Source organism: Pseudonocardia xishanensis (assembly GCF_039541715.1).
Taxonomy (GTDB): Bacteria; Actinomycetota; Actinomycetes; order Mycobacteriales; family Pseudonocardiaceae; genus Pseudonocardia; species Pseudonocardia xishanensis.
The window spans coordinates 134,438-151,645 of the sequence record NZ_BAABGT010000025.1 but is presented as its reverse complement, the minus strand read 5'-3'; the positions used below and the strand labels follow the sequence as shown (position 1 = coordinate 151,645).

The following is a 17,208-nucleotide window of genomic DNA, read 5'->3' as shown; positions in this document are numbered from 1 at the left end:
CCCGCGGCACCCACCCCCCGTCCCCGGACGCGGGCCGGGCTGCGAGAGTGGGCCCGATGCGTCTCGTGTTCGCCCCCGGTGACGACCAGGGATACGCCGGAGCCCGGGACCGGCTGATCGACGCGTTCCTGGTCTGGGCGCGCAGGCGCCGGGTCTCGGCCGACGTCTTCCTCGTCGCCGCCGCCCTCGACTACAAGTACGCGCTGGACCGCAGGCTCGGCCGCTGGACCCGCGCCCACGTCGCCGACGCGCTCGGCATGTGGTTCCCTCGGCACGTCACCGTGCTCGACGCCGACGAGGTCCCCGAGGCCTTCCACGCCCTGATCGACTTCCTGGGCGACCACGACGGGCTGGACCCCCGCTCCTCCTCGCGCGCCGAGCTGCACGCCCAGGTCCGCGACTCCACCCCCGCCCTGCTCGACGGGATCGCGGACGAGCGCAACTACGACCTCGGCAAGTTCTGGGGCGTGCAGCTGCGCCGCCACGGCGTCGACCCGGCCGATCCCCGTGCGGTGCAACGGTTCCTGGACCGGGCGCGTACCGGCGAGGTGGACATCGACCGCGCCGCGCTGGCCGAGATCACCCGTCGCGAGTCCCAGACGCCGAGCAGGCAGGTGCCCGCCCCGGAGCTGCCGCCGGTGCTGCTGCCGTCGGCAGCGGACATGGTCACCGCGGCGGGCGAGAGCGTGGCGCTGGACCTGTTGCGGCGCTTGACCGTCTGGGTCCGGGCAGGCCGCAGGCTGACCCGGGACGGGCGGCTCACCCTGCCCGACGCGCTGTCGCTGGCCGACCTCCTCGGCCTCGACCAGCTCTACCGCGACTCCGCCCGGACCGCCACGGACCTGCCCGAGACGTCGCTGATGCTGCACTGGGCCAAGGCCGCGCGGCTGGTGCGCCCGGTGCACGGCCTGCTGGTCCCGGTGAAGAGCGCGGCGAAGGACCTGCACAGGCCGATCGAGCTGTGGCGCAGGGTGTTCGGGTCCGTCGGGCGGATCGGCGACCACCTCGGCGGCACGGACGTGTTCGGGGCGCCGTCGCTGTTCGGGATGTCCCTGGCGGACGCGTTCCCGATCCTGTGGCTCGAGCTCTACGCCGCTGGCGGCGGACCGGTCCCGGTGGAGCTGTTCCACCGGCTGGTCCGCGAGGCCGTCAACGACTCGTGCGGCTGCGTGGTGGACGACCTGGCCGGAGACGCCGAGGGGCGGCTCTGGCGGCGGGACGTCACCGCCCTGCTGGACGCGCTCGAGCTGCTCGGGGCGGTGGAGCTCGGCGAGGTGCTGGACTCGGACGAGCACGACCGGCTCGTCGAGCTCGCCGGGCGGGACGACCCGGACCCCACCGTCGTCTCGCTGACCCCGATGGGGCTGTGGGCCGTGCACGAGGTCCTGATCGACCAGGGCCTGCACGCGCCGCTGCCCGGGGAGCTGGCGGACGAGGACATCGAGTACGTGTGCGTGCGGATGGCGGACGTGCGCGCCGCCGTCGCCGAGGCCGAGCTGGACGCGTGGGTCGCCGCCCGCACCCAGGTCGACGCCGCGGACGAGCTGTCCCGGTTCCTGGCCCGCACCGACGACCCCCTCCACCGCGACCTGGCCCTGCACGCCCTCGCCCGCACCGGCGCGACCGGCCTCGCCACCGCCAAGCGCCTGCGCAGCACCCCGTCGGCGCAGCACCGGGAGGACGAGCTCCGCCTCGGCTGACTGTCGCACAGGGCTCAGGCCGGGACGGGGAGGTGCGACCTCGAGCTCCGGGCGATGACCGCGGTGCCCGCGAGAGCGACCACCACCAGCGCGCCCAGGAGCGCCGGGTAGCTCGCCACGCCCGCGAGCAGGGCCAGGACGCTCGGGAGCAGGAAGCCGACGTAGGCCAGGGCGTAGTAGACGCCGGTCATCGCGGCGAGCTCGGCGGGCGGGACCATCCGCTGCAGCTCCAGCAGCCCCGACACCACCGCGATCCCGTACGCCGCCCCCAGCACGACCGCCGCCACCAGGGCCACGACCGGCGACCGCACGACCGCCGCGGCCGCGCTCACCGCCAGCCCCGCGGACATCAGGACCATGCCGGTCACCACCCCGCGCGCGCTCGTCACGCGGTCGAGGCGCTTGGCCACGGGCTGCACCAGCGCCCCGGCACCGAGCGTGCAGACCGTGAGCAGCGTGGAGTACGCGAGCCCCCACGACCCCAGCCGCTCCCCCACCAGCTGCGGCAGGATCGCGTACGCCACCCCGGCGGAGCCGAAGATCCACGGCGCCATCGGGAGGACCACGCGTCGGAAGCGGGGCCGGCGGAGCCCGGCGAACCGGGGACCCGGGGCCGCCGCGCCACGGGTCTCGGGGAGCCGGAACAGCGGGACCAGGACCGCCGCCGCCAGCGCCGCGTGCACCAGGAACGGCAGGCGCCACGGCCAGGGCGCCCACTGGGCCAGCACCCCGGCCACCCCCGCGCCGAGCCCGAACCCGAGGGTCAGCCAGAGTGCCCCCCGCCGGGTCCCGGTCGCCGCGGTCCCGCCCGCGCGCACCGACAGCTCGGTCACCCACGTCGACCCGACGGCCATCGCGACCGCCACCCCGACCCCCGTCACGAACCGGCCCGCGCCGATCGCCCAGACCTCGCCCACCGCCAGCAGCAGGCTCGCCACCAGCGACGCGAGCGTCCCGGCGATCATCACCGGGCGGCGGCCACAGCGCTGCGACAGCGCCCCCGCGCACAGCAGCCCCGGCACCAGCCCGACGACGTAGGCGCCCAGCAGCGCGTCGACCGTCAGGACCGACCAGCCCGCCTCCCGGTACATGACCAGCAGCGGCGTGAACTGATTGCCGCCCCACCCGCACGCGAACACCGCGAGCGCGGCCGCCCGCCACCCCGCTCGCGCGCGCCGAGAGGTGTCGCGCACGGTCACCGCCGGTGGGTGCGGTCGAGGTGCCGGTGCAGCGCGGACGCGAACGCCGCCGCGTCACCGGCCCGGACGATGTCGACCAGCGCCGCGTGCTCGTCCACGATCTCGGGCAGCCGGGCGGGCACCGGGCCGAGGGCGTGCATGCTCATCCGCCTCTGCCGGTCGGCCAGGGTCGCGTAGAACCGCAGCGTGACGGCGTTGCGCCCGGTCTCGACCAGCGTGCGGTGGAAGACCTCGTCCGCCTCCGCGAACGCGGGGAGGTCACCGCGCGCGGCGTGTCCCCGCTGCACGTCGAGCGCCTCTCGCAGCCGGTCGACGGCCTCGGGCACGAGGTCCGGCCTGCGCAGCAGCCGACGCACGGCGGCGGTCTCGATGGCCTCGCGGGCGTCGAGCACGTCCTCGGCCTCGCCCGGCGACACCGGCACGACGACCGCGCCCCGCTTGGGGATCAGCGTGAGCAGGTCCTCCGCCTGCAGCCGCAGGAACGCCTCGCGGACCGGGGTGCGGCTCACCCCGAGCCGCTCGGCGATCTCGCCCTCGCTGAACAGGTGACCGCCGGGCAGCTCGCCGGTGAGGACGAGCTCCTTGGTCAGCGCGTAGGCACGGTCGGCGGCAGGCTGCTCGGGCACGCGGGCAGCCTACGCCTCGCATCCATGCTTGTATCTAAGCTTTCACAACGGCGGCGCGTCCCCGTACCGGACGGGCGCGACGCCGCCGGTCAGCTCGTCGCACAGGTCCGAGAGCCTGCTGTCCAGGCGCTGCTGCACGCGTTCCAGGCCGTCGAGCTCGATCATGATCTCGACGGACGAGCGGGGACCGTCGATGCCCGAGAGCACCCGACGCAGCTCGCCCCGCAGCTCGGTGATGCGTTCGCGGCACTCGTCGACGGCGCTGCGGTGCGCGGCGAGCCGGGCGCGCTGCGTGGCGTCGAGCGACTCCGGGACGGAGTCGAGTCGGTCCTTCAGGCGGTGCGGGTTCACGGGCCGGCCTCCCCGGTGGTGGTGGTCGCGATCACTGTGTGATCGACACCACACCACCGTAGCAGGGCCGCGGGCCGTGCGGCGGAGATCCGCCGAGCGGTGCCCGCTAGGCGGAACGGCGGTCCCGCTGCTGCGGCATCGCGGCGAGGGCGCGGAAGGCGTCCAGCTCGCGCTGCCGCTCCCGGACCAGGTCCGTGGTCAGGTGGTAGTGCCCGCGCCGGGAGCGCTTGCAGACGTACGCGCGCTGCGCGCGAGCGCCCAGCTCCTCGAGCTCGCGGGCCGCGGACTCCGCCGACTCGCGGTCCGGGTAGATGACCTTGCCGTCCGCGCCCACGCCCTGGCGCCGCGGGGCGGTGCCCGCCAGCTCGGCGCGGCTCGGCTTGCAGAAGACCGGGCGGCCGGTGGCCATCAGCCGCGCGTAGCGCAGCAGCACCTTCGCGCGCTCCTGGTCGCGGACCGGGCCGGTGGGCTCGAGGTCCCCGCGGTCCTCGGGCGAGACGCGCGGCCGCGGGGCCAGCCTGCGGACGTGGGCCAGGTCCGACGGGGACGGGACCCGGCGCTGCTGGCGCGGGATGAACGGCATGAGCGGTCCGGCGCCTGCGGTCTCGCCGACACCGGGGACTCCCTGCTCGCGCTCGCTCATCTCATCCTCCGCACCACTGCATCCGTGGAACCGCTGTCATCTCCTGGATCGTGTGAGCCATCCTGCCTCGTTACCGGGGTGGCGCGGTGTCCCACGATCGTGTCGTTTCGTCCGGCGGTTCACCGTCCGTAGTCCCCCGCCGGCCCTCCGCCGCCCCGACCGGCCACTGTCCGTGCCCGGATCGGTGCACACGCCTGTCCGGCGACGGCGCACGGTCGTATGATGCAGATCACTTCGGGGGAGGTGTCATGGCGGCGGGCGCAGGTGACTGGACGGGATCGTTCCTGCGCTCCCCGCTCGCCCCGACGGTCTTCGAGACCGCCCCCGCCGTCCGACCCGTGCTGCGCGCGTGGCTCGCCGAGCAGGTCGGTGCGCGCGCCGAGACCCGCGAACCGCTCCGCCCCGCCGTCGACGCCTGGGCCGTGCTCGACGGCGGCGTGCTCGCCGTCGCGCACTGTCGTCCGGCCGGCCCGCAGGATCTGCCCGCCGGCCTGCACGTCGTCGGGTTCGGCGCGTTCCGGCTGGTCACGGCCGAGCTGGGGCTGGCGCGCCCGCTCCGCCCGGTGCCCGGCGAGCCGCTCTACGACCTCGACTCGCTGCGCCGCGCCCACCGGGCCCGGCCCGCGGAGTGCCCGGACGCGCGGGAGCAGGCCGAGCTGCTCGCCACCTGCGTGGACGCCCGGTCGCTGCGCTGGGTCGCGGGCGCGCTGGCGGCCGTGCGCACCCCCGGGGAGGCTTCCGCCCTGGGAGCATGACGGGCGTGACCCGGTGGGTGCTGCACGTCGACCTGGACCAGTTCCTGGCGGCCGTCGAGCAGCTGCGCAGGCCCGAGCTGCGCGGGCGGCCGGTGGTGGTCGGTGGGAACGGGGACCCGTCGTCCCGCACCGTGGTCGCCACCGCGTCCTACGAGGCGCGGGAGTTCGGGATCCACTCCGGCATGCCGATGCGCCTGGCCGCCCGCCGCTGCCCCGACGCCGTGTTCCTGCCCGCCGACAACCCGACCTACGAGGCGGCGTCGGAGGAGGTCATGGCGGTGCTGCGGGAGTTCGACGTCGTCGTCGAGGTGATCGGCTGGGACGAGGCCTTCCTGCAGTGGGACGGCACGGATCCCGAGGCGCTCGCCGACGAGGTGCGGGCGGCGGTCCGCGCGCGCACCCACCTCTCCTGCGCGGTCGGGATCGGCGACAACACCCTGCGCGCCAAGATGGCGACCGGCTTCGCCAAGCCCGGAGGCGTGCACCGGATCACCGCGCACAACTGGTTCGCGACCTTCGGCGACTCCCCCACCGGCGTGCTGCACGGGATCGGGACGAAGACCGAGCGCAAGCTCGCCGAGCTGGGGATCCACACCGTCACGCAGCTCGCGGAGGCCTCGCCCACCGCCGTCGGCGAGCGGCTCGGGCCGCGGATGGGTCCGTACTACGTGTCGCTGGGCCGCGGGATGGGGCGCACCGAGATGGAGGGCGCCGCGTACGTGCCGCGCTCCCGCAGCCGCGAGACCACCTACGACCAGGACATCGACGACTGGACGCGGGTGCTCGCGGAGATCTCGGCCCTGTCGGTGCGGGTGTCCGCGGACGTCGCGGACGAGGGCCGGGACGTCGCGCGGGTCGGGGTGAAGGTGCGCTACGCCCCGTTCCTCACCACGACCCGCAGCCGCACGCTCGACTCCCCGACCCGCGATCCCGCCGTCCTGGAGGCCGCCGCGCTGGAGGTGGCGGGATGGTTCCGCCGGGACCGGCCGATCCGGCTGCTCGGTGTCAAGGCGGAGTTCGCGGAAGTGTCGGTGGGCGGTGGCACGCTGCCCACCATCTCGGAGCGAGGGACTCGGAGCGAGGAGACGCCATGACCTACACGGACACCCCCTGGCCCGCGGGCACGCCCTGCTGGGTGGACCTCACCGTGCCGGACCTGCAGGCGGCGCGGGAGTTCTACGGCCCGGTCGTCGGCTGGGACTTCGCGGACACCGGCGAGGAGTTCGGCCACTACACGCTCTGTCAGGTCGAGGGTCGGGCGGCGGCGGGCCTCGGCCCGGTCCCGCAGGAGGGCACGCCGAGCGCGTGGACCCTCTACTTCGCCACGCCGGACCTCGACGCCACCGCGAAGCAGGTCGGCGAGCACGGCGGCACGCTCGTCGCCGGGCCCATGGACATCCCGCGCAACGGCCGGATGGCCGTCGCCGCGGACCCCACCGGCGCGGCGTTCGGGCTGTGGCAGGCCGACGGGCGGATCGGCACCGAGATCGTCAACGAGCCCGGCAGCCTGGTGTGGGAGGACGGCCGGGTCGCCGACGTCGCCCGGGCGCGGGAGTTCTACACGGCCCTGTTCGGCTACTACGCGCCGGTCCCCGGCGTGCCGTGGGAGGTCTACGGCACGGCGGACCTCGCAGGGCGCCCGGTGGGCGGGCTCGGCGGGATGTTCGACGCGCCCGCGGGCACCCCCTCGCACTGGCTCGTCTACTTCGGGGTGGTGTCGACGGACGCCGCGGTGGCGGCCGCGACCGCGGGCGGCGGCCGGGTGGTCTCCCCCGCCGCGGACTCGCCGTTCGGGCGGATGGCCACGGTCGCGGACCCGTTCGGTGCGGTCTTCGCACTGCACCAGCCGCCCGGGACGGGCTGAGATCCAGTTGCTTGCTTGACGTCAGACAACTTAGTGTGGAGGAACCTCCGGAAAGCAGGTGACCACTCCCCTTGTCCGAATCCGTCCGCGACGTCTCGCCCCCACTCGCCCCACCCGGGACGTCCCCGACGGAGGTGCTCGCCCCGCATCCGCGCAGGCACGCGGTCTTCGTCGTGGTCGCGTTCGCGCTGTTGATGTTCTCGCTGGACCAGACGTCGGTGTCGACGGCACTGACCACCCTGGGCGCGGACCTCGGGGCGGACCTGGCCTGGACAGGCTGGACGGTCACCGCGTGCGCCGCCGGGCAGATCCTCGCGCTGCCGCTCGGCGGCTGGCTGGGCGACCGGTTCGGCAGGCGCCGGGTCTTCCTGGTCGCGGTCGCCGCGTTCTCGCTGCTGTCCCTGTGCAGCGCGGTGACCACGGACATCGGGCAGCTGATCGGCTGCCGGTTCGCCCAGGGCGTCGCAGGCGGGGTGATGATCCCCGCGGCCACCGGGATCGTGGCGCACCACTACGGCCGGGAGAGGGACCGCGCGCTCGCGCTGTTCACCTGCGTGTTCCCGTTCGGCGCCATCGCCGGGCCGCTGCTCGGGGGCGTGATCCTCACGGTCTGGTCGTGGCACGGGATCTTCCTGGTCAACGTGCCCATCGGGCTGCTGCTGGTCGTGGCGGGGTCGCTGCTGCTGTCCGAGCCGCCCCGCCGCAGGCCCGAGCGGGTGGACGTGGCAGGCATCGCGCTGATCATGGCCACGCTGGTCTCGGCGATGGTCGCGATCACCCTGCTCGGGTCGCTCGGCCGCGGGCCGCTCGCCCCGGTGCTCGCGGCCCTGGCCGGGGCCGTGGCGGTCGGGGCGGGCTGGGCGTTCCTGCGCCATGCCCGCACCCACGCGGACGCGGTCGTGCCGATGCGGCTGCTGCGCGGTCGCGGGCTCGGCATCATGAACGTGACGAACGTGCTGTTCGGCACCGCGATCATCGGCTTCTCCGCGCTGCTCCCGCTCTACGCCCAGACCCGCTACGCCCTGCTGCCGCTGGCGGCGGGCGTGCTGCTCACGGCCCGCGCGGTCGGCACGATCCTCACCTCGACGGTCGCCGTCGCCCTGCTGCGCCGGACCGGACACCGCCCGCTGCTCCTCGTCGGGATGGGGGTGATCGTGGTGGGGCTCGTCCTCGCGGCGGTGCCGCCGATCGGCACCTCCCCCACGGTGTGGCTCTCGGTCGCGGCCGGGCTCTGCGGGATGGGCGTCGGGCTCGCCGGACCTGCCGCCAACAACGCCGGGATGCACCTCGTGCCGGAGGACGTCACCGCCGTCACCGGTCTGCGGGTCATGTTCCGGCAGACCGGCGGCATCGCCGCGGTGTCCGTGGCGACCGCTGCGCTGTCCGCGAGCGGCTCGCCGGGGATCGCGGGCGGGATCGTGTTCGGCGTCCTCGCGACGCTGCTGACCGGTGCGGCGGTGGCGGCGTCCCGGATCCCCAACCGCCGCGGGCGCTGGTGACCGCGTCGGCGTCGGGCGCCACGGCCGGCCGCGGGCGCCGTCCTCCTACGATCGGTCCCATGGAGAGCTGGACGGCCGCCGAGTGCGCCGAGGCGTGGGGGGTGAAGCCCGGGACCTGGGCGGGCTACGTCTCCCGCGGCCAGGCCCCGGCTCCCCTGCCCGGCACCGAGCCGAAGCAGTGGTCCGCGGCGGAGGTCCGCGACTTCCCGCGACCCGGGGTCGGGCGATCGCGCGCGGGCGCGGGCTCCGACGCCCGGGCCCTGCTCGCGGAGATGGCGGAGGTGGCGGAGCGGATCGAGGAGCTGCGCGCCGAGCAGCGCAGGCTGCTGGCCGCCGGGCGCGCGCAGGGCCTGGAGATCAGCCCGATGGCGAAGGCACTCGGGATCTCGCGCCAGACCGCCTACTCGTGGCTGGGATGACCCCGCCGGTCGCGGAGATCGAGCCGGAGGGTGCGCGCGGAGCATTACGGCTGCTCCGGCCGGCCGTGGCCACGTCGAGCCTGGACCGCTTCGCGATCTCCCCGCTGCTCATCGCCATCGGCCTCGACCTGGGCGCGTCGCTGGCCGAGGTCGCGGTCGCCGCGTCGGCCTACTTCCTCGCCTACGGGCTGCTGCAACCGGTCTGGGGCATGCTGGGCGACCGCATCGGCCTGGTCCGGGTGATGCGCATCGCCCTCACGGTCGCCGGGGTGGCCGGGCTCGCCTCCGCGTTCGCCCCGTCGGTGCTGGTCCTCACGCTGCTGCGGGCGGTGGCGGGCGGCTGCTTCGGCGCGGTCAACCCGGCTGGGCTGGTCTACGTGGGCGACACCTGGCCCGCGGGCATCCGACAGCGGGCGCTGGTGGACGTGGCGGCGGCGACCTCGCTCGGGCTCGCGGTGGCGACGGCGGGCGCGGGCGCGCTCGGCGACTGGGCGGGCTGGCGGGTCGTCCTCGCCGTCACCGCGGTGATCGCGCTGATCCTGGGCCTGGTGCTGCGCAGGCTGCCGGAGCCGCCGCGCAAGCAGGCCACCAGCCCGCTGCGGGCGCTGGCTTCGGTGGTGCGCGAACGGTGGGCGCTGGTCGTCCTGGCGCTGGTGTTCGTCGAGGGCGCGGAAATCGGGGTGCTCACGTTCATCGCCCCCGCCGTCCAGACCCTCGGGTACGGGACCACCGTGGCGGGCCTGGCCGCGGCGGGGTACGGCGTGGGCGTCGTGCTCGTCTCCCGGGCCGTGCGGCCCCTCGTCGGCAGGCTGACGACGGCGTGGCTCGCCGGCATCGGCGGCGCCCTGCTGGTCGGGGGCTGGGCCCTGCCCGCCGCGGTGGTGACCCTGCCGACCGCGGCGGTGGGCGGGCTGCTGCTGGGCGGCTCGTGGGCCTTCCTGCACTCCACCCTGCAGAACTGGGCCACCGTCGTGGTGCCGCGCGAGCGCGCCACCATGATCGCCCTGTTCGCCGCGACACTGTTCCTCGGCAGCGCCGTGGGCACCGCCCTGGCGAGCCACGAGGCGGACGCGGGCGCGTACGCGCTCGTCTTCCGCCTGACGCTCGTGGTGTCGCTGGGCCTGGCCCTCGCGGCTCCCCTGGCCCTGTCCCGCTACGCCGCCCGCGCGTAGCGCTCAGGCCACGCGGACCAGCTCGCGGAAGGCGCTGGCGTGGAAGACCAGCGGCTCGCCCTCGGGCAGCGCGCGGGCGGCGTGCACCCGCAGCAGCACGATCCGGTGGTCCCCGGCGGGCACGAGCTGCTCGACCGAGCAGTCCAGCTGCGCCGGTGAGCCGTCGACGAACACCGCGCCGTCCGCCGTCGTGGTGGTGGCGAGGCCCGCGAACCGGTCGCCCTCCTTCCGCGACAGCTGAAGGCACGCGGCCGAGTGCGCGGAGCCGAGCACGCTGACCCCGAGGCGGGGCAGGTCGGCGAGCTTCGGCCAGGTCGTCGAGGTGTCCTGGATGCAGAACGACACCAGCGGCGGATCGATCGACACCGAGGTGAAGCTGCTGGCGGCGAGCCCGACGGGGCCGTCGGGGCCCTGGGCGCAGACCGCCACCACCCCGCTGGGGAAACAGCCGTAGAGCCTGCGCAACGCGGCGCGGTCGAGCACGGGATCGGCGGGCCAGGTGGTCATCCGGAGGTCCTCTCCAGGGTCGGGACGGGGACGGGCACGGTGAGCAGGGGCAGGGACCCGGCGTCGGCGAGCTCGCGCATCCGGGCCGGGTCCAGGGGGTCGCCCGCCTCGTCGAGGACGTCGGCGAGCACGGCCACGGCGGGCAGCCCGACCCGCCCGCACAGCCGGACGGCGGCCTCGGCGACCGCGCCCGCGGCCGTCGGGCGGACCTCGGTGCCCGCCAGCTCGACGAGGACGTGGCCGGGGGCGACCAGGTCCTCGGGCCGCGTGGCCGGATCGGCGAGCACCCGCAGGGTTCGGGCGCGCGAGGCGGCGCTGATCCCGGTGCCGGTGTCGACGGCGTCGACCGCGGCGGCCTGCTGGGGCCCGCGCCTGCCGGGATCGACGCCGCCCATCGGGGGCAGCCGCAGCGCCTCGGCCCGCGCAGGCTCGACGACCGCCCGCAGCAGCCCGGTGCTGTGCCGCACCGCCCAGGCGACCCCGGCCGTGGTGGCGGTCGCGGCCGCGAGCATGACCAGGCCGGTGTCCGGGCCGACCAGCAGGACGGGCCGCCCGTCGAACAGGGCCTCGACGACGGGCGACGAGACGGCACGGTCCGCGCGCCCGCCGCCGTCCGGGCCCCCCGGCAGGGAGTTCACGGCGGCGGTCACCGCGCACCGACCCCGGACTCGACCCCGGCCACCGAGCGGGCCCCCGCGACCGCGGTGAGCGCGGGGCCCCACAGCCCGACGAACTCGGCCAGCTGGGTCTGCAGGTCGCCGGACCCGATCGCGGACTCGAGCACGTAGAGCCCGCGGGTGGGGCAGGAGGCGCCGATCTCGACCAGCACCGGCCGCAGCTGCTCCTCCACCGCCAGGCTGTGCAGCGGCGCGGCCCCGACCATCAGCGGCACCGTGGCCAGCGCACCCAGCTCGTCTCGGCCGAACTGGTCCAGGAAGGACTTGAGCAGCCCCGTGTAGGAGGCCTTGTACACCGGGGTGGCCACGACCAGCAGGTCGGCGCCGAGCACGGTCGCCTTCGCCGCCGCCACCGCGGGGTCGCCCCACGCGAACAGGCCGCCCGCCAGCTCCGCGACCTCGACGGTCGTCACCTCGGCCGTGGGAGCCACCGCCGCCGCCGCGGCCCGACCCGCCGTCGCCGTGCGGGAGCCGACCTTCGGGTTCCCGACGACCACCACGACCCGTCCGATCGCACCTTCGTCCTCGCTCATGCGAGCCATGGTCACCCGGACGGGGCGGGCGGGGAGTGACTGCGGTGTCACGAGTTGTTTGCGCCACTCGCGGCGCCGTTCGCCGGGTGATCCCCGCAGCTCATGTGGCCCGTCGACGGCCGTCGGAGCCGGTCTGCGCCGCGGCGTTCGTGTGTCCTGGGTCACTTTCTCCTGGTGTCGCGACCGCCGGACGAGTGGTCGTCCGGCCCCGACGGTCCCTCGACACGCCGCCGCCCGTCCCTCCGTCGTGGAGTTTCGACTCCGGTCGGTGGACATTCCTTGCCCCTGAGTGACCGAACGGGCGATCATTCTCGTGCACGGTCCGGGCACGCGACGTGACGGAGCGTCAGGAGCACCGGTGAGAGCAAGGAGAAGGCGATGTCGGGCGATCACGATCCGCACAGTGACTACGGCTACGACCTGGCACACGAACTGACGATCGCCCTGAGGCAGCCCATGCGGCGGCCGAAGTCCGTCGTCTCGGTCCCGGCCCAGGTGCTCCGGCGCGAGCTGGACCTGGACATCGAGACCCCGGAAACCCTCGACGCCTGATCCGTTCCGACCCCGCGGGCCCGCGCCGCAGGCGCACCTACTCCTTCGGCGCGGGAGCCCGCCAGAACACCGCGAGCTGCGCCGCCGCGCCCGCCAGCCCCACCCCGGCCGCCACGGCCGCCGCCCCGCCCCCGCCGATCCGCCGGGTGAGACCCGTGGCGTGGTCCACGCTGAACCGCCCCGGCCCGATCGCCGCCAACGCCACCGCGGCCGCCGCCAGGTTGGTGACGTACTCCCAGCCCTCGGCCGTGATGAAGAAGCCGTTCGGCAGGTGCACCGAGCGCGCCGCCACCCCCATCGTCCCGACGACGGCGGCCGAGGCCAGCGGTGTCGCCGCGCCGGCCAGCAGCAGCGCCCCCGCCCCGACCTCGACGGCGGCACTGGTCTTGGCCTGCAGCTCGGGCTGCCGGAAGCCGATCGAGCCGAACCAGCCCGCGGTCCCCTTCAACGAGGTCCCGTGCTTCACGCCGTGCGCGATCATCGTGCCGCCGACCGCGCCCCGCAGGAGCAGGCTCGCGATCTCGCGCCCGACCCGATTCCGCCTGCCACGACCGCCCATCCGGGCCTCCTCGCTCGAATCCGTGTCGATCTCCGGCGCCCACCCTAGGCCATCCCCCCGCTCCGGTCGTCGATCGACGACCTCCAAATGTCCGGACTCGAATCCCCATTCCCACCAGGCAGAACGTCGGTGTGACCGGGTCCGCAATCCCAACCTCTCGGGTTGGGTATCGGCCGGAAGCGCGCTACCGTCGGGTACATGACCGGCACGACGTTCCTCACCGCCCGGGGTCACATCGACCTCGGGCGCGTGGCGTCGGCCCTCTGTCCGCGCTGACGCCCTCGTCGGACCATGCCGCCCCTGCAGCGGCGATCCCCCAGGGTGCCCGGTGCGAGATGACTCCCGGGTGCCCGTAGAGCCCCTAGGGACACCCATGACCACCACCCCGGAACGGACGCGTGTGCCCGCGCCACCGTCCGCAGTGGACACCGAGACGCTCTCCTCGCAGTCCGGCGGGCGCGCGGGCCGCGTGCCGCGCTGGCTGCTCAAGACCATCTCGCCGATCGTGCTGATCGCGTTGTGGCAGGTGCTCTCGAGCGTCGGCGTGCTGGACGACGACACGCTCGCCTCCCCCGCCACCGTCGTCGAGACCGCCGCGGGCATGTGGCGGGACGGGTCGCTGCAGAGCGCGGTGGGCACCTCGGTGCTCCGCGTGCTCGCCGGGCTGGCGTTCGGTGTGGTCGCCGCGGTCGTGCTCGCGACGGTCGCCGGGCTGTTCCGGCGCGGCGAGGACGCCATCGACGCACCGATGCAGATGCTGCGCACGGTCCCGGTCATCGGCCTGATCCCGCTGCTCATCATCTGGTTCGGGATCGGCGAGACGCCGAAGATCGTGCTGGTCGGCCTCGCGGTGACCTTCCCGCTCTACATCAACCTGTTCGCCGGCATCCGCAACGTCGACTCCGGGCTGGTCGAAGCCTCGCGGACGCTGGGGCTGGGCTGGTTCGGGCAGGTCAGGCACGTGATCCTGCCGTCGGCGATGCCGAACTTCCTGACCGGGCTGCGCTACTCGCTCGGCACCGCCTGGCTGGCCCTGGTCTTCGGCGAGACGATCAACGCCACCTCCGGGATCGGCTACGAGATGAACAAGGCCCGGGAGTTCTTCGCGACGGACGTGATCATCGTCTGTCTGGTGCTCTACGCGATCCTCGGCCTCGTCGCCGACCTGATCGTCCGGATCCTGGAGAGGGGGTTGCTGTCGTGGCGACCGGCGTTCAGCGGACGGTGAGTGCGGTCTCGGTTCGGGGCCTGACCCGGCGGTTCGACGACGGTGCCGGATCGTCGCGAGCGGTCATCGAGGACCTGGACCTGGACATCGAGCCCGGCCGGTTCGTCGCCCTGCTCGGGGCCTCCGGGTGCGGCAAGTCCACGCTGCTGCGGATCCTCGCGGACCTGGACAAGGACGTGACCGGCGAGGTCACGGTCGCCCGGAGGCGGGCCGTCGGGTTCCAGGCGCCGCGGCTGATGCCGTGGAAGAAGGTGTGGCGCAACGTCGTGCTCGGCCTGCCGGGCAAGCCGGACCGCGAGCGGGCGGTCGCGGCCCTGACCGAGGTGGGTCTCGCCCACCGGGTGGACGTGTGGCCGAAGGTGCTCTCCGGCGGCGAGGCGCAGCGCGCCGCGCTCGCCAGGGCCCTGGTCCGCGAGCCGGACCTGCTCCTGCTGGACGAGCCGTTCTCCGCCCTGGACGCCCTCACCCGGATCACCGCCCGCGGCCTGGTGGAGGAGCTGTGGCAGCGCCACCGGTGCGCGGTCCTGCTCGTCACGCACGACGTCGAGGAGGCGCTCGCGCTCGCCGACCGCGTGCTGGTCATGCAGGACGGGCGGATCGGCTACGACGCACCCGTCGAGCTCGACCGCCCCCGAGACGTCACCGATCCCGAGTTCCAGCGCCTGCGGGTCGAGCTGCTCGCGCGGCTCGGCGTGCACTGACTCGGACACCGAGGAGATGACCGTGAGCGTCGAGTTCATCGGCATGATCGGGACCCAGGAGGTCTCCGAGATCCACCCCGCCACCGGTCCGGTCGTGGACCGGGACACGGTGCGCCGCTTCGTCACCGCCCACGAGGAGGGCGGGTTCGACAAGGTGCTGGTCGGTCACTCGTCGTCCACTCCGGACGGTCTGCAGGTGGCCGCGTTCGGCGCCGCGCACTCCGAGCGGCTCGGCTTCCTGGTCGCGCACCGCCCGGGCTTCACCGAGCCCACGCTGGCCGCACGCCAGTACGCCACGCTGGACCACTTCTCCGGCGGCGGCCGCGTCGCGATGCACGTCATCTCCGGCGGCAGCGACGTCGACCAGCGGCGGGACGGGGACTGGCTGGACAAGGAGCAGCGCTACGCCCGCACGGACTCCTACCTCGAGGTCGTGAAGCGCTCCTGGTACTCCCCCGAGGCGTTCGACTACGCGGACGAGCACTACCGGGTCGCAGGCGTGCGGCAGGAGATCCGCCCGCTGAGCCCGCACATCCCGATCTTCTTCGGTGGGTCCTCCGAGGCCGCCTACCGGGTCGGGGGCAGGCACGCGGACGTGTTCGCGCTCTGGGGCGAGCCGCTGGCCGAGACCGCGGAGCAGATCGCGCGGGTGCACGAGGCCGCCCGGGCCGCGGGCCGCACCGAGCTCCCCCGGATCAGCGTGTCCTTCCGCCCGATCCTCGGCGCCACCGAGGAGCGGGCCTGGGAGCGGGCCCACGCGATCCGGGACGGGATCGTGGCCGCCCACGGCGGGCACGGGTCGTTCACCGGCACGCGCATGCGGGAACGGGGCGGACCGACCAACGTCGGCTCGCAGCGGCTGCTGGCCGCCGCCGAGAAGGCGGAGGTCCACGACCGCTGCCTCTGGACCGCCACCGCCGCGGCGTCCGGTGCCGCGGGCAACTCGACCGCGCTCGTCGGGACCCCGGAGACCGTCGCGCAGGCGCTGCTGGACTACGTCGACATCGGCGTGACCACGCTGCTGATCCGCGGATACGACCCCATCGCCGACGCAGCCGAGTACGGCCGTGAGCTGCTCCCCCTGGTCCGGGCCGAGATGGCCCGGCGTTCGCAGAAGGTGTCCGCATGACCCCGCCCGAGGCCCCGGCCGCACCGGCACCCGCCGTCTTCACCCCCTCCGCCGCCGTCCGCGGGACCGTCGTGGTCCTCGTGGGCCGAGGCGAGAACCCCGGGATCTACACCCGCTTCGGCACCCGGCTGGCCTTCGACGGCTACACCGTCGTCGTCCCCCGCGCCGGGGCGAGCGACGCCGAGGTCACCGCCGCCCTGGACGCGGGCGAGGGCGCCCGGATCCTGCTCGGCTCCGACGCGGGCGCCCTGCGCGCCTGGACCATCGCGACCCGGCACGCCCCGGACGCGCTGGTCCTCGCCGCCCTCCCGCTGGGGGACGGCGGGGCCGCCCCCGTCGACCACGACGCCGAGATCGCCGCCCGCACCGCATGCCCGGTCCACCGCCGGGTGCTCGACGCCGACCCGGACTTCCACTGGGGCGAGCTGAGCGCCGAGCTGCCCGCCCACCCCGAGGCGCTGCCCGCCGTGCCCACGCTCGTCCTGCACGGCGAGGTCGACCCGATCGCGCCGGTCGAGGCGGTGCGGGCGTTCACCGTCGGGGACGGAGCTCGCGGAGTCGACCACCGGCACAGCCTCGCCGTGGTCCGCGACGGCGTGCACGACGTGCTCAACGACCAGTTCCACCGCATCGTCGCCGCCCGGATCGTCACCTTCCTGGAAGGGGTTGCGAAGGGCGCCGGGTTCGTCGAGTCCGCCGCCCCGGAGACCCCGGAGGCCCCGCGGACCCGCAGGGCCGCGCCGCTGCACGTCTCCGCCCGGCTGGACTACGCCCTGCGCGCGCTCGACCAGCTCGTCGGCGCGGGCGAGGGGCCGGTGCGCTGCGAGGACATCGCCCGCGCCCGGGACATCCCGCTGAACTCGCTGGTCAACATCATGATCCAGCTCCGCAGGGCCGGACTGGTGAGCAGCCGCCGCGGCTGCGAGGGCGGCTACCAGCTCGCCCGGGACGCCGCGGACGTCACCCTCGCGGACGTCGTGCGGGCCACCGAGGGCGCCATCGCGACCGTGCCCGCCGGGGCGCCGTGGGGCGACCTGGAGCGGACCGTGCGCGACTATCTCGAGGAGCGTTCCGTGCTCGAGCTGAGGAGCTGA

21 protein-coding genes are annotated in these 17,208 nt (G+C 74.9%); 13 read left to right on the top strand and 8 right to left on the bottom strand.

Annotated features, from left to right (window positions below):
• Positions 1-56: 56 nt before the first annotated feature.
• A complete protein-coding gene (locus tag ABD993_RS09175) occupies positions 57-1,700 on the top strand; it encodes a hypothetical protein (RefSeq protein WP_345414695.1) in 1,644 nt (547 codons plus the stop codon).
• Between the two features lie 14 nt (positions 1,701-1,714).
• Here ABD993_RS09175 and ABD993_RS09170 read toward each other — a convergent pair whose 3' ends face one another.
• The 4 genes from ABD993_RS09170 to ABD993_RS09155 form a co-directional block, all read right to left on the bottom strand.
• The gene (locus ABD993_RS09170; protein WP_345414693.1) at positions 1,715-2,899 is read right to left on the bottom strand and encodes an MFS transporter; all 1,185 of its coding nucleotides are present in this window, start codon (positions 2,897-2,899) and stop codon (positions 1,715-1,717) included.
• Entirely contained in the window at positions 2,896-3,525 is a 630-nt protein-coding gene (locus ABD993_RS09165) for a GntR family transcriptional regulator (RefSeq protein WP_345414691.1), read from the bottom strand. The genes ABD993_RS09170 and ABD993_RS09165 overlap by 4 nt, the downstream gene beginning before the upstream one ends.
• A 42-nt stretch (positions 3,526-3,567) precedes the next feature.
• The gene (locus ABD993_RS09160) at positions 3,568-3,876 is read right to left on the bottom strand and encodes a hypothetical protein (protein ID WP_345414689.1); all 309 of its coding nucleotides are present in this window, start codon (positions 3,874-3,876) and stop codon (positions 3,568-3,570) included.
• Positions 3,877-3,982: 106 nt separating this feature from the next.
• Positions 3,983-4,519 (bottom strand): hypothetical protein, encoded by a 537-nt coding sequence (locus ABD993_RS09155; protein WP_345414688.1) that lies wholly within the window; start codon positions 4,517-4,519, stop codon positions 3,983-3,985.
• Positions 4,520-4,767: 248 nt separating this feature from the next.
• Between ABD993_RS09155 and ABD993_RS09150 the strand changes: the two genes are divergently transcribed.
• From ABD993_RS09150 to ABD993_RS09125, 6 genes are all read left to right on the top strand, one after another.
• Positions 4,768-5,274 (top strand): hypothetical protein, encoded by a 507-nt coding sequence (locus tag ABD993_RS09150; protein WP_345414686.1) that lies wholly within the window; start codon positions 4,768-4,770, stop codon positions 5,272-5,274.
• Entirely contained in the window at positions 5,271-6,368 is a 1,098-nt protein-coding gene (locus tag ABD993_RS09145) for a DNA polymerase IV (RefSeq protein WP_345414684.1), read from the top strand. Before ABD993_RS09150 ends, ABD993_RS09145 begins: the two co-directional genes overlap by 4 nt.
• On the top strand, positions 6,365-7,138 hold the full coding sequence (locus tag ABD993_RS09140) for a VOC family protein (RefSeq protein WP_345414683.1): 774 nt from the start codon (positions 6,365-6,367) through the stop codon (positions 7,136-7,138). The genes ABD993_RS09145 and ABD993_RS09140 overlap by 4 nt, the downstream gene beginning before the upstream one ends.
• 71 nt (positions 7,139-7,209) lie before the next feature.
• On the top strand, positions 7,210-8,637 hold the full coding sequence (locus tag ABD993_RS09135; RefSeq protein ID WP_345414681.1) for an MFS transporter: 1,428 nt from the start codon (positions 7,210-7,212) through the stop codon (positions 8,635-8,637).
• A 59-nt stretch (positions 8,638-8,696) separates the two neighbouring features.
• Positions 8,697-9,056: an ECF-type sigma factor gene (locus ABD993_RS09130; protein ID WP_345414679.1), complete on the top strand. Its 360-nt coding sequence runs from the start codon at positions 8,697-8,699 to the stop codon at positions 9,054-9,056.
• Positions 9,053-10,228: an MFS transporter gene (locus ABD993_RS09125; RefSeq protein ID WP_345414677.1), complete on the top strand. Its 1,176-nt coding sequence runs from the start codon at positions 9,053-9,055 to the stop codon at positions 10,226-10,228. Before ABD993_RS09130 ends, ABD993_RS09125 begins: the two co-directional genes overlap by 4 nt.
• 3 nt (positions 10,229-10,231) lie before the next feature.
• On the opposite strand, the gene ABD993_RS09120 is transcribed toward ABD993_RS09125, so the two are convergent.
• Genes ABD993_RS09120 through ABD993_RS09110 form a run of 3 tightly spaced genes read right to left on the bottom strand, consistent with a single transcriptional unit; the run spans position 10,232 to position 11,945 of the window.
• A complete protein-coding gene (locus ABD993_RS09120) occupies positions 10,232-10,735 on the bottom strand; it encodes a flavin reductase family protein (RefSeq protein WP_345414675.1) in 504 nt (167 codons plus the stop codon).
• A complete protein-coding gene (locus ABD993_RS09115; protein WP_345414674.1) occupies positions 10,732-11,385 on the bottom strand; it encodes a 3,4-dihydroxy-2-butanone-4-phosphate synthase in 654 nt (217 codons plus the stop codon). Before ABD993_RS09115 ends, ABD993_RS09120 begins: the two co-directional genes overlap by 4 nt.
• Complete coding sequence (locus tag ABD993_RS09110) at positions 11,382-11,945, bottom strand: NAD(P)H-dependent oxidoreductase (protein ID WP_345414672.1); 564 nt, start codon at positions 11,943-11,945, stop codon at positions 11,382-11,384. The genes ABD993_RS09115 and ABD993_RS09110 overlap by 4 nt, the downstream gene beginning before the upstream one ends.
• A 378-nt stretch (positions 11,946-12,323) precedes the next feature.
• Between ABD993_RS09110 and ABD993_RS09105 the strand changes: the two genes are divergently transcribed.
• The gene (locus tag ABD993_RS09105; RefSeq protein WP_345414670.1) at positions 12,324-12,497 is read left to right on the top strand and encodes a hypothetical protein; all 174 of its coding nucleotides are present in this window, start codon (positions 12,324-12,326) and stop codon (positions 12,495-12,497) included.
• A 37-nt stretch (positions 12,498-12,534) separates the two neighbouring features.
• On the opposite strand, the gene ABD993_RS09100 is transcribed toward ABD993_RS09105, so the two are convergent.
• Positions 12,535-13,056 carry a DoxX family protein gene (locus tag ABD993_RS09100; protein ID WP_345414668.1) on the bottom strand — a complete coding sequence of 174 codons (522 nt, stop codon included), beginning with the start codon at positions 13,054-13,056 and terminating at the stop codon, positions 12,535-12,537.
• A 198-nt stretch (positions 13,057-13,254) separates the two neighbouring features.
• On the opposite strand from ABD993_RS09100, the gene ABD993_RS36655 reads away from it, so the two are divergent.
• The 5 genes from ABD993_RS36655 (at position 13,255) to ABD993_RS09080 (ending at position 17,208) form a co-directional block, all read left to right on the top strand.
• Complete coding sequence (locus tag ABD993_RS36655; RefSeq protein ID WP_425568925.1) at positions 13,255-13,332, top strand: putative leader peptide; 78 nt, start codon at positions 13,255-13,257, stop codon at positions 13,330-13,332.
• A gap of 97 nt (positions 13,333-13,429) precedes the next feature.
• Positions 13,430-14,284 carry an ABC transporter permease gene (locus tag ABD993_RS09095; RefSeq protein ID WP_345414667.1) on the top strand — a complete coding sequence of 285 codons (855 nt, stop codon included), beginning with the start codon at positions 13,430-13,432 and terminating at the stop codon, positions 14,282-14,284.
• Positions 14,257-14,985, top strand: coding sequence for an ABC transporter ATP-binding protein (locus ABD993_RS09090; RefSeq protein WP_345414665.1), 729 nt, complete (start codon positions 14,257-14,259; stop codon positions 14,983-14,985). The genes ABD993_RS09095 and ABD993_RS09090 overlap by 28 nt, the downstream gene beginning before the upstream one ends.
• Before the next feature lie 22 nt (positions 14,986-15,007).
• Positions 15,008-16,114, top strand: coding sequence for an LLM class flavin-dependent oxidoreductase (locus ABD993_RS09085; protein WP_425568923.1), 1,107 nt, complete (start codon positions 15,008-15,010; stop codon positions 16,112-16,114).
• The gene (locus ABD993_RS09080) at positions 16,111-17,208 is read left to right on the top strand and encodes an Rrf2 family transcriptional regulator (RefSeq protein ID WP_345414663.1); all 1,098 of its coding nucleotides are present in this window, start codon (positions 16,111-16,113) and stop codon (positions 17,206-17,208) included. Before ABD993_RS09085 ends, ABD993_RS09080 begins: the two co-directional genes overlap by 4 nt.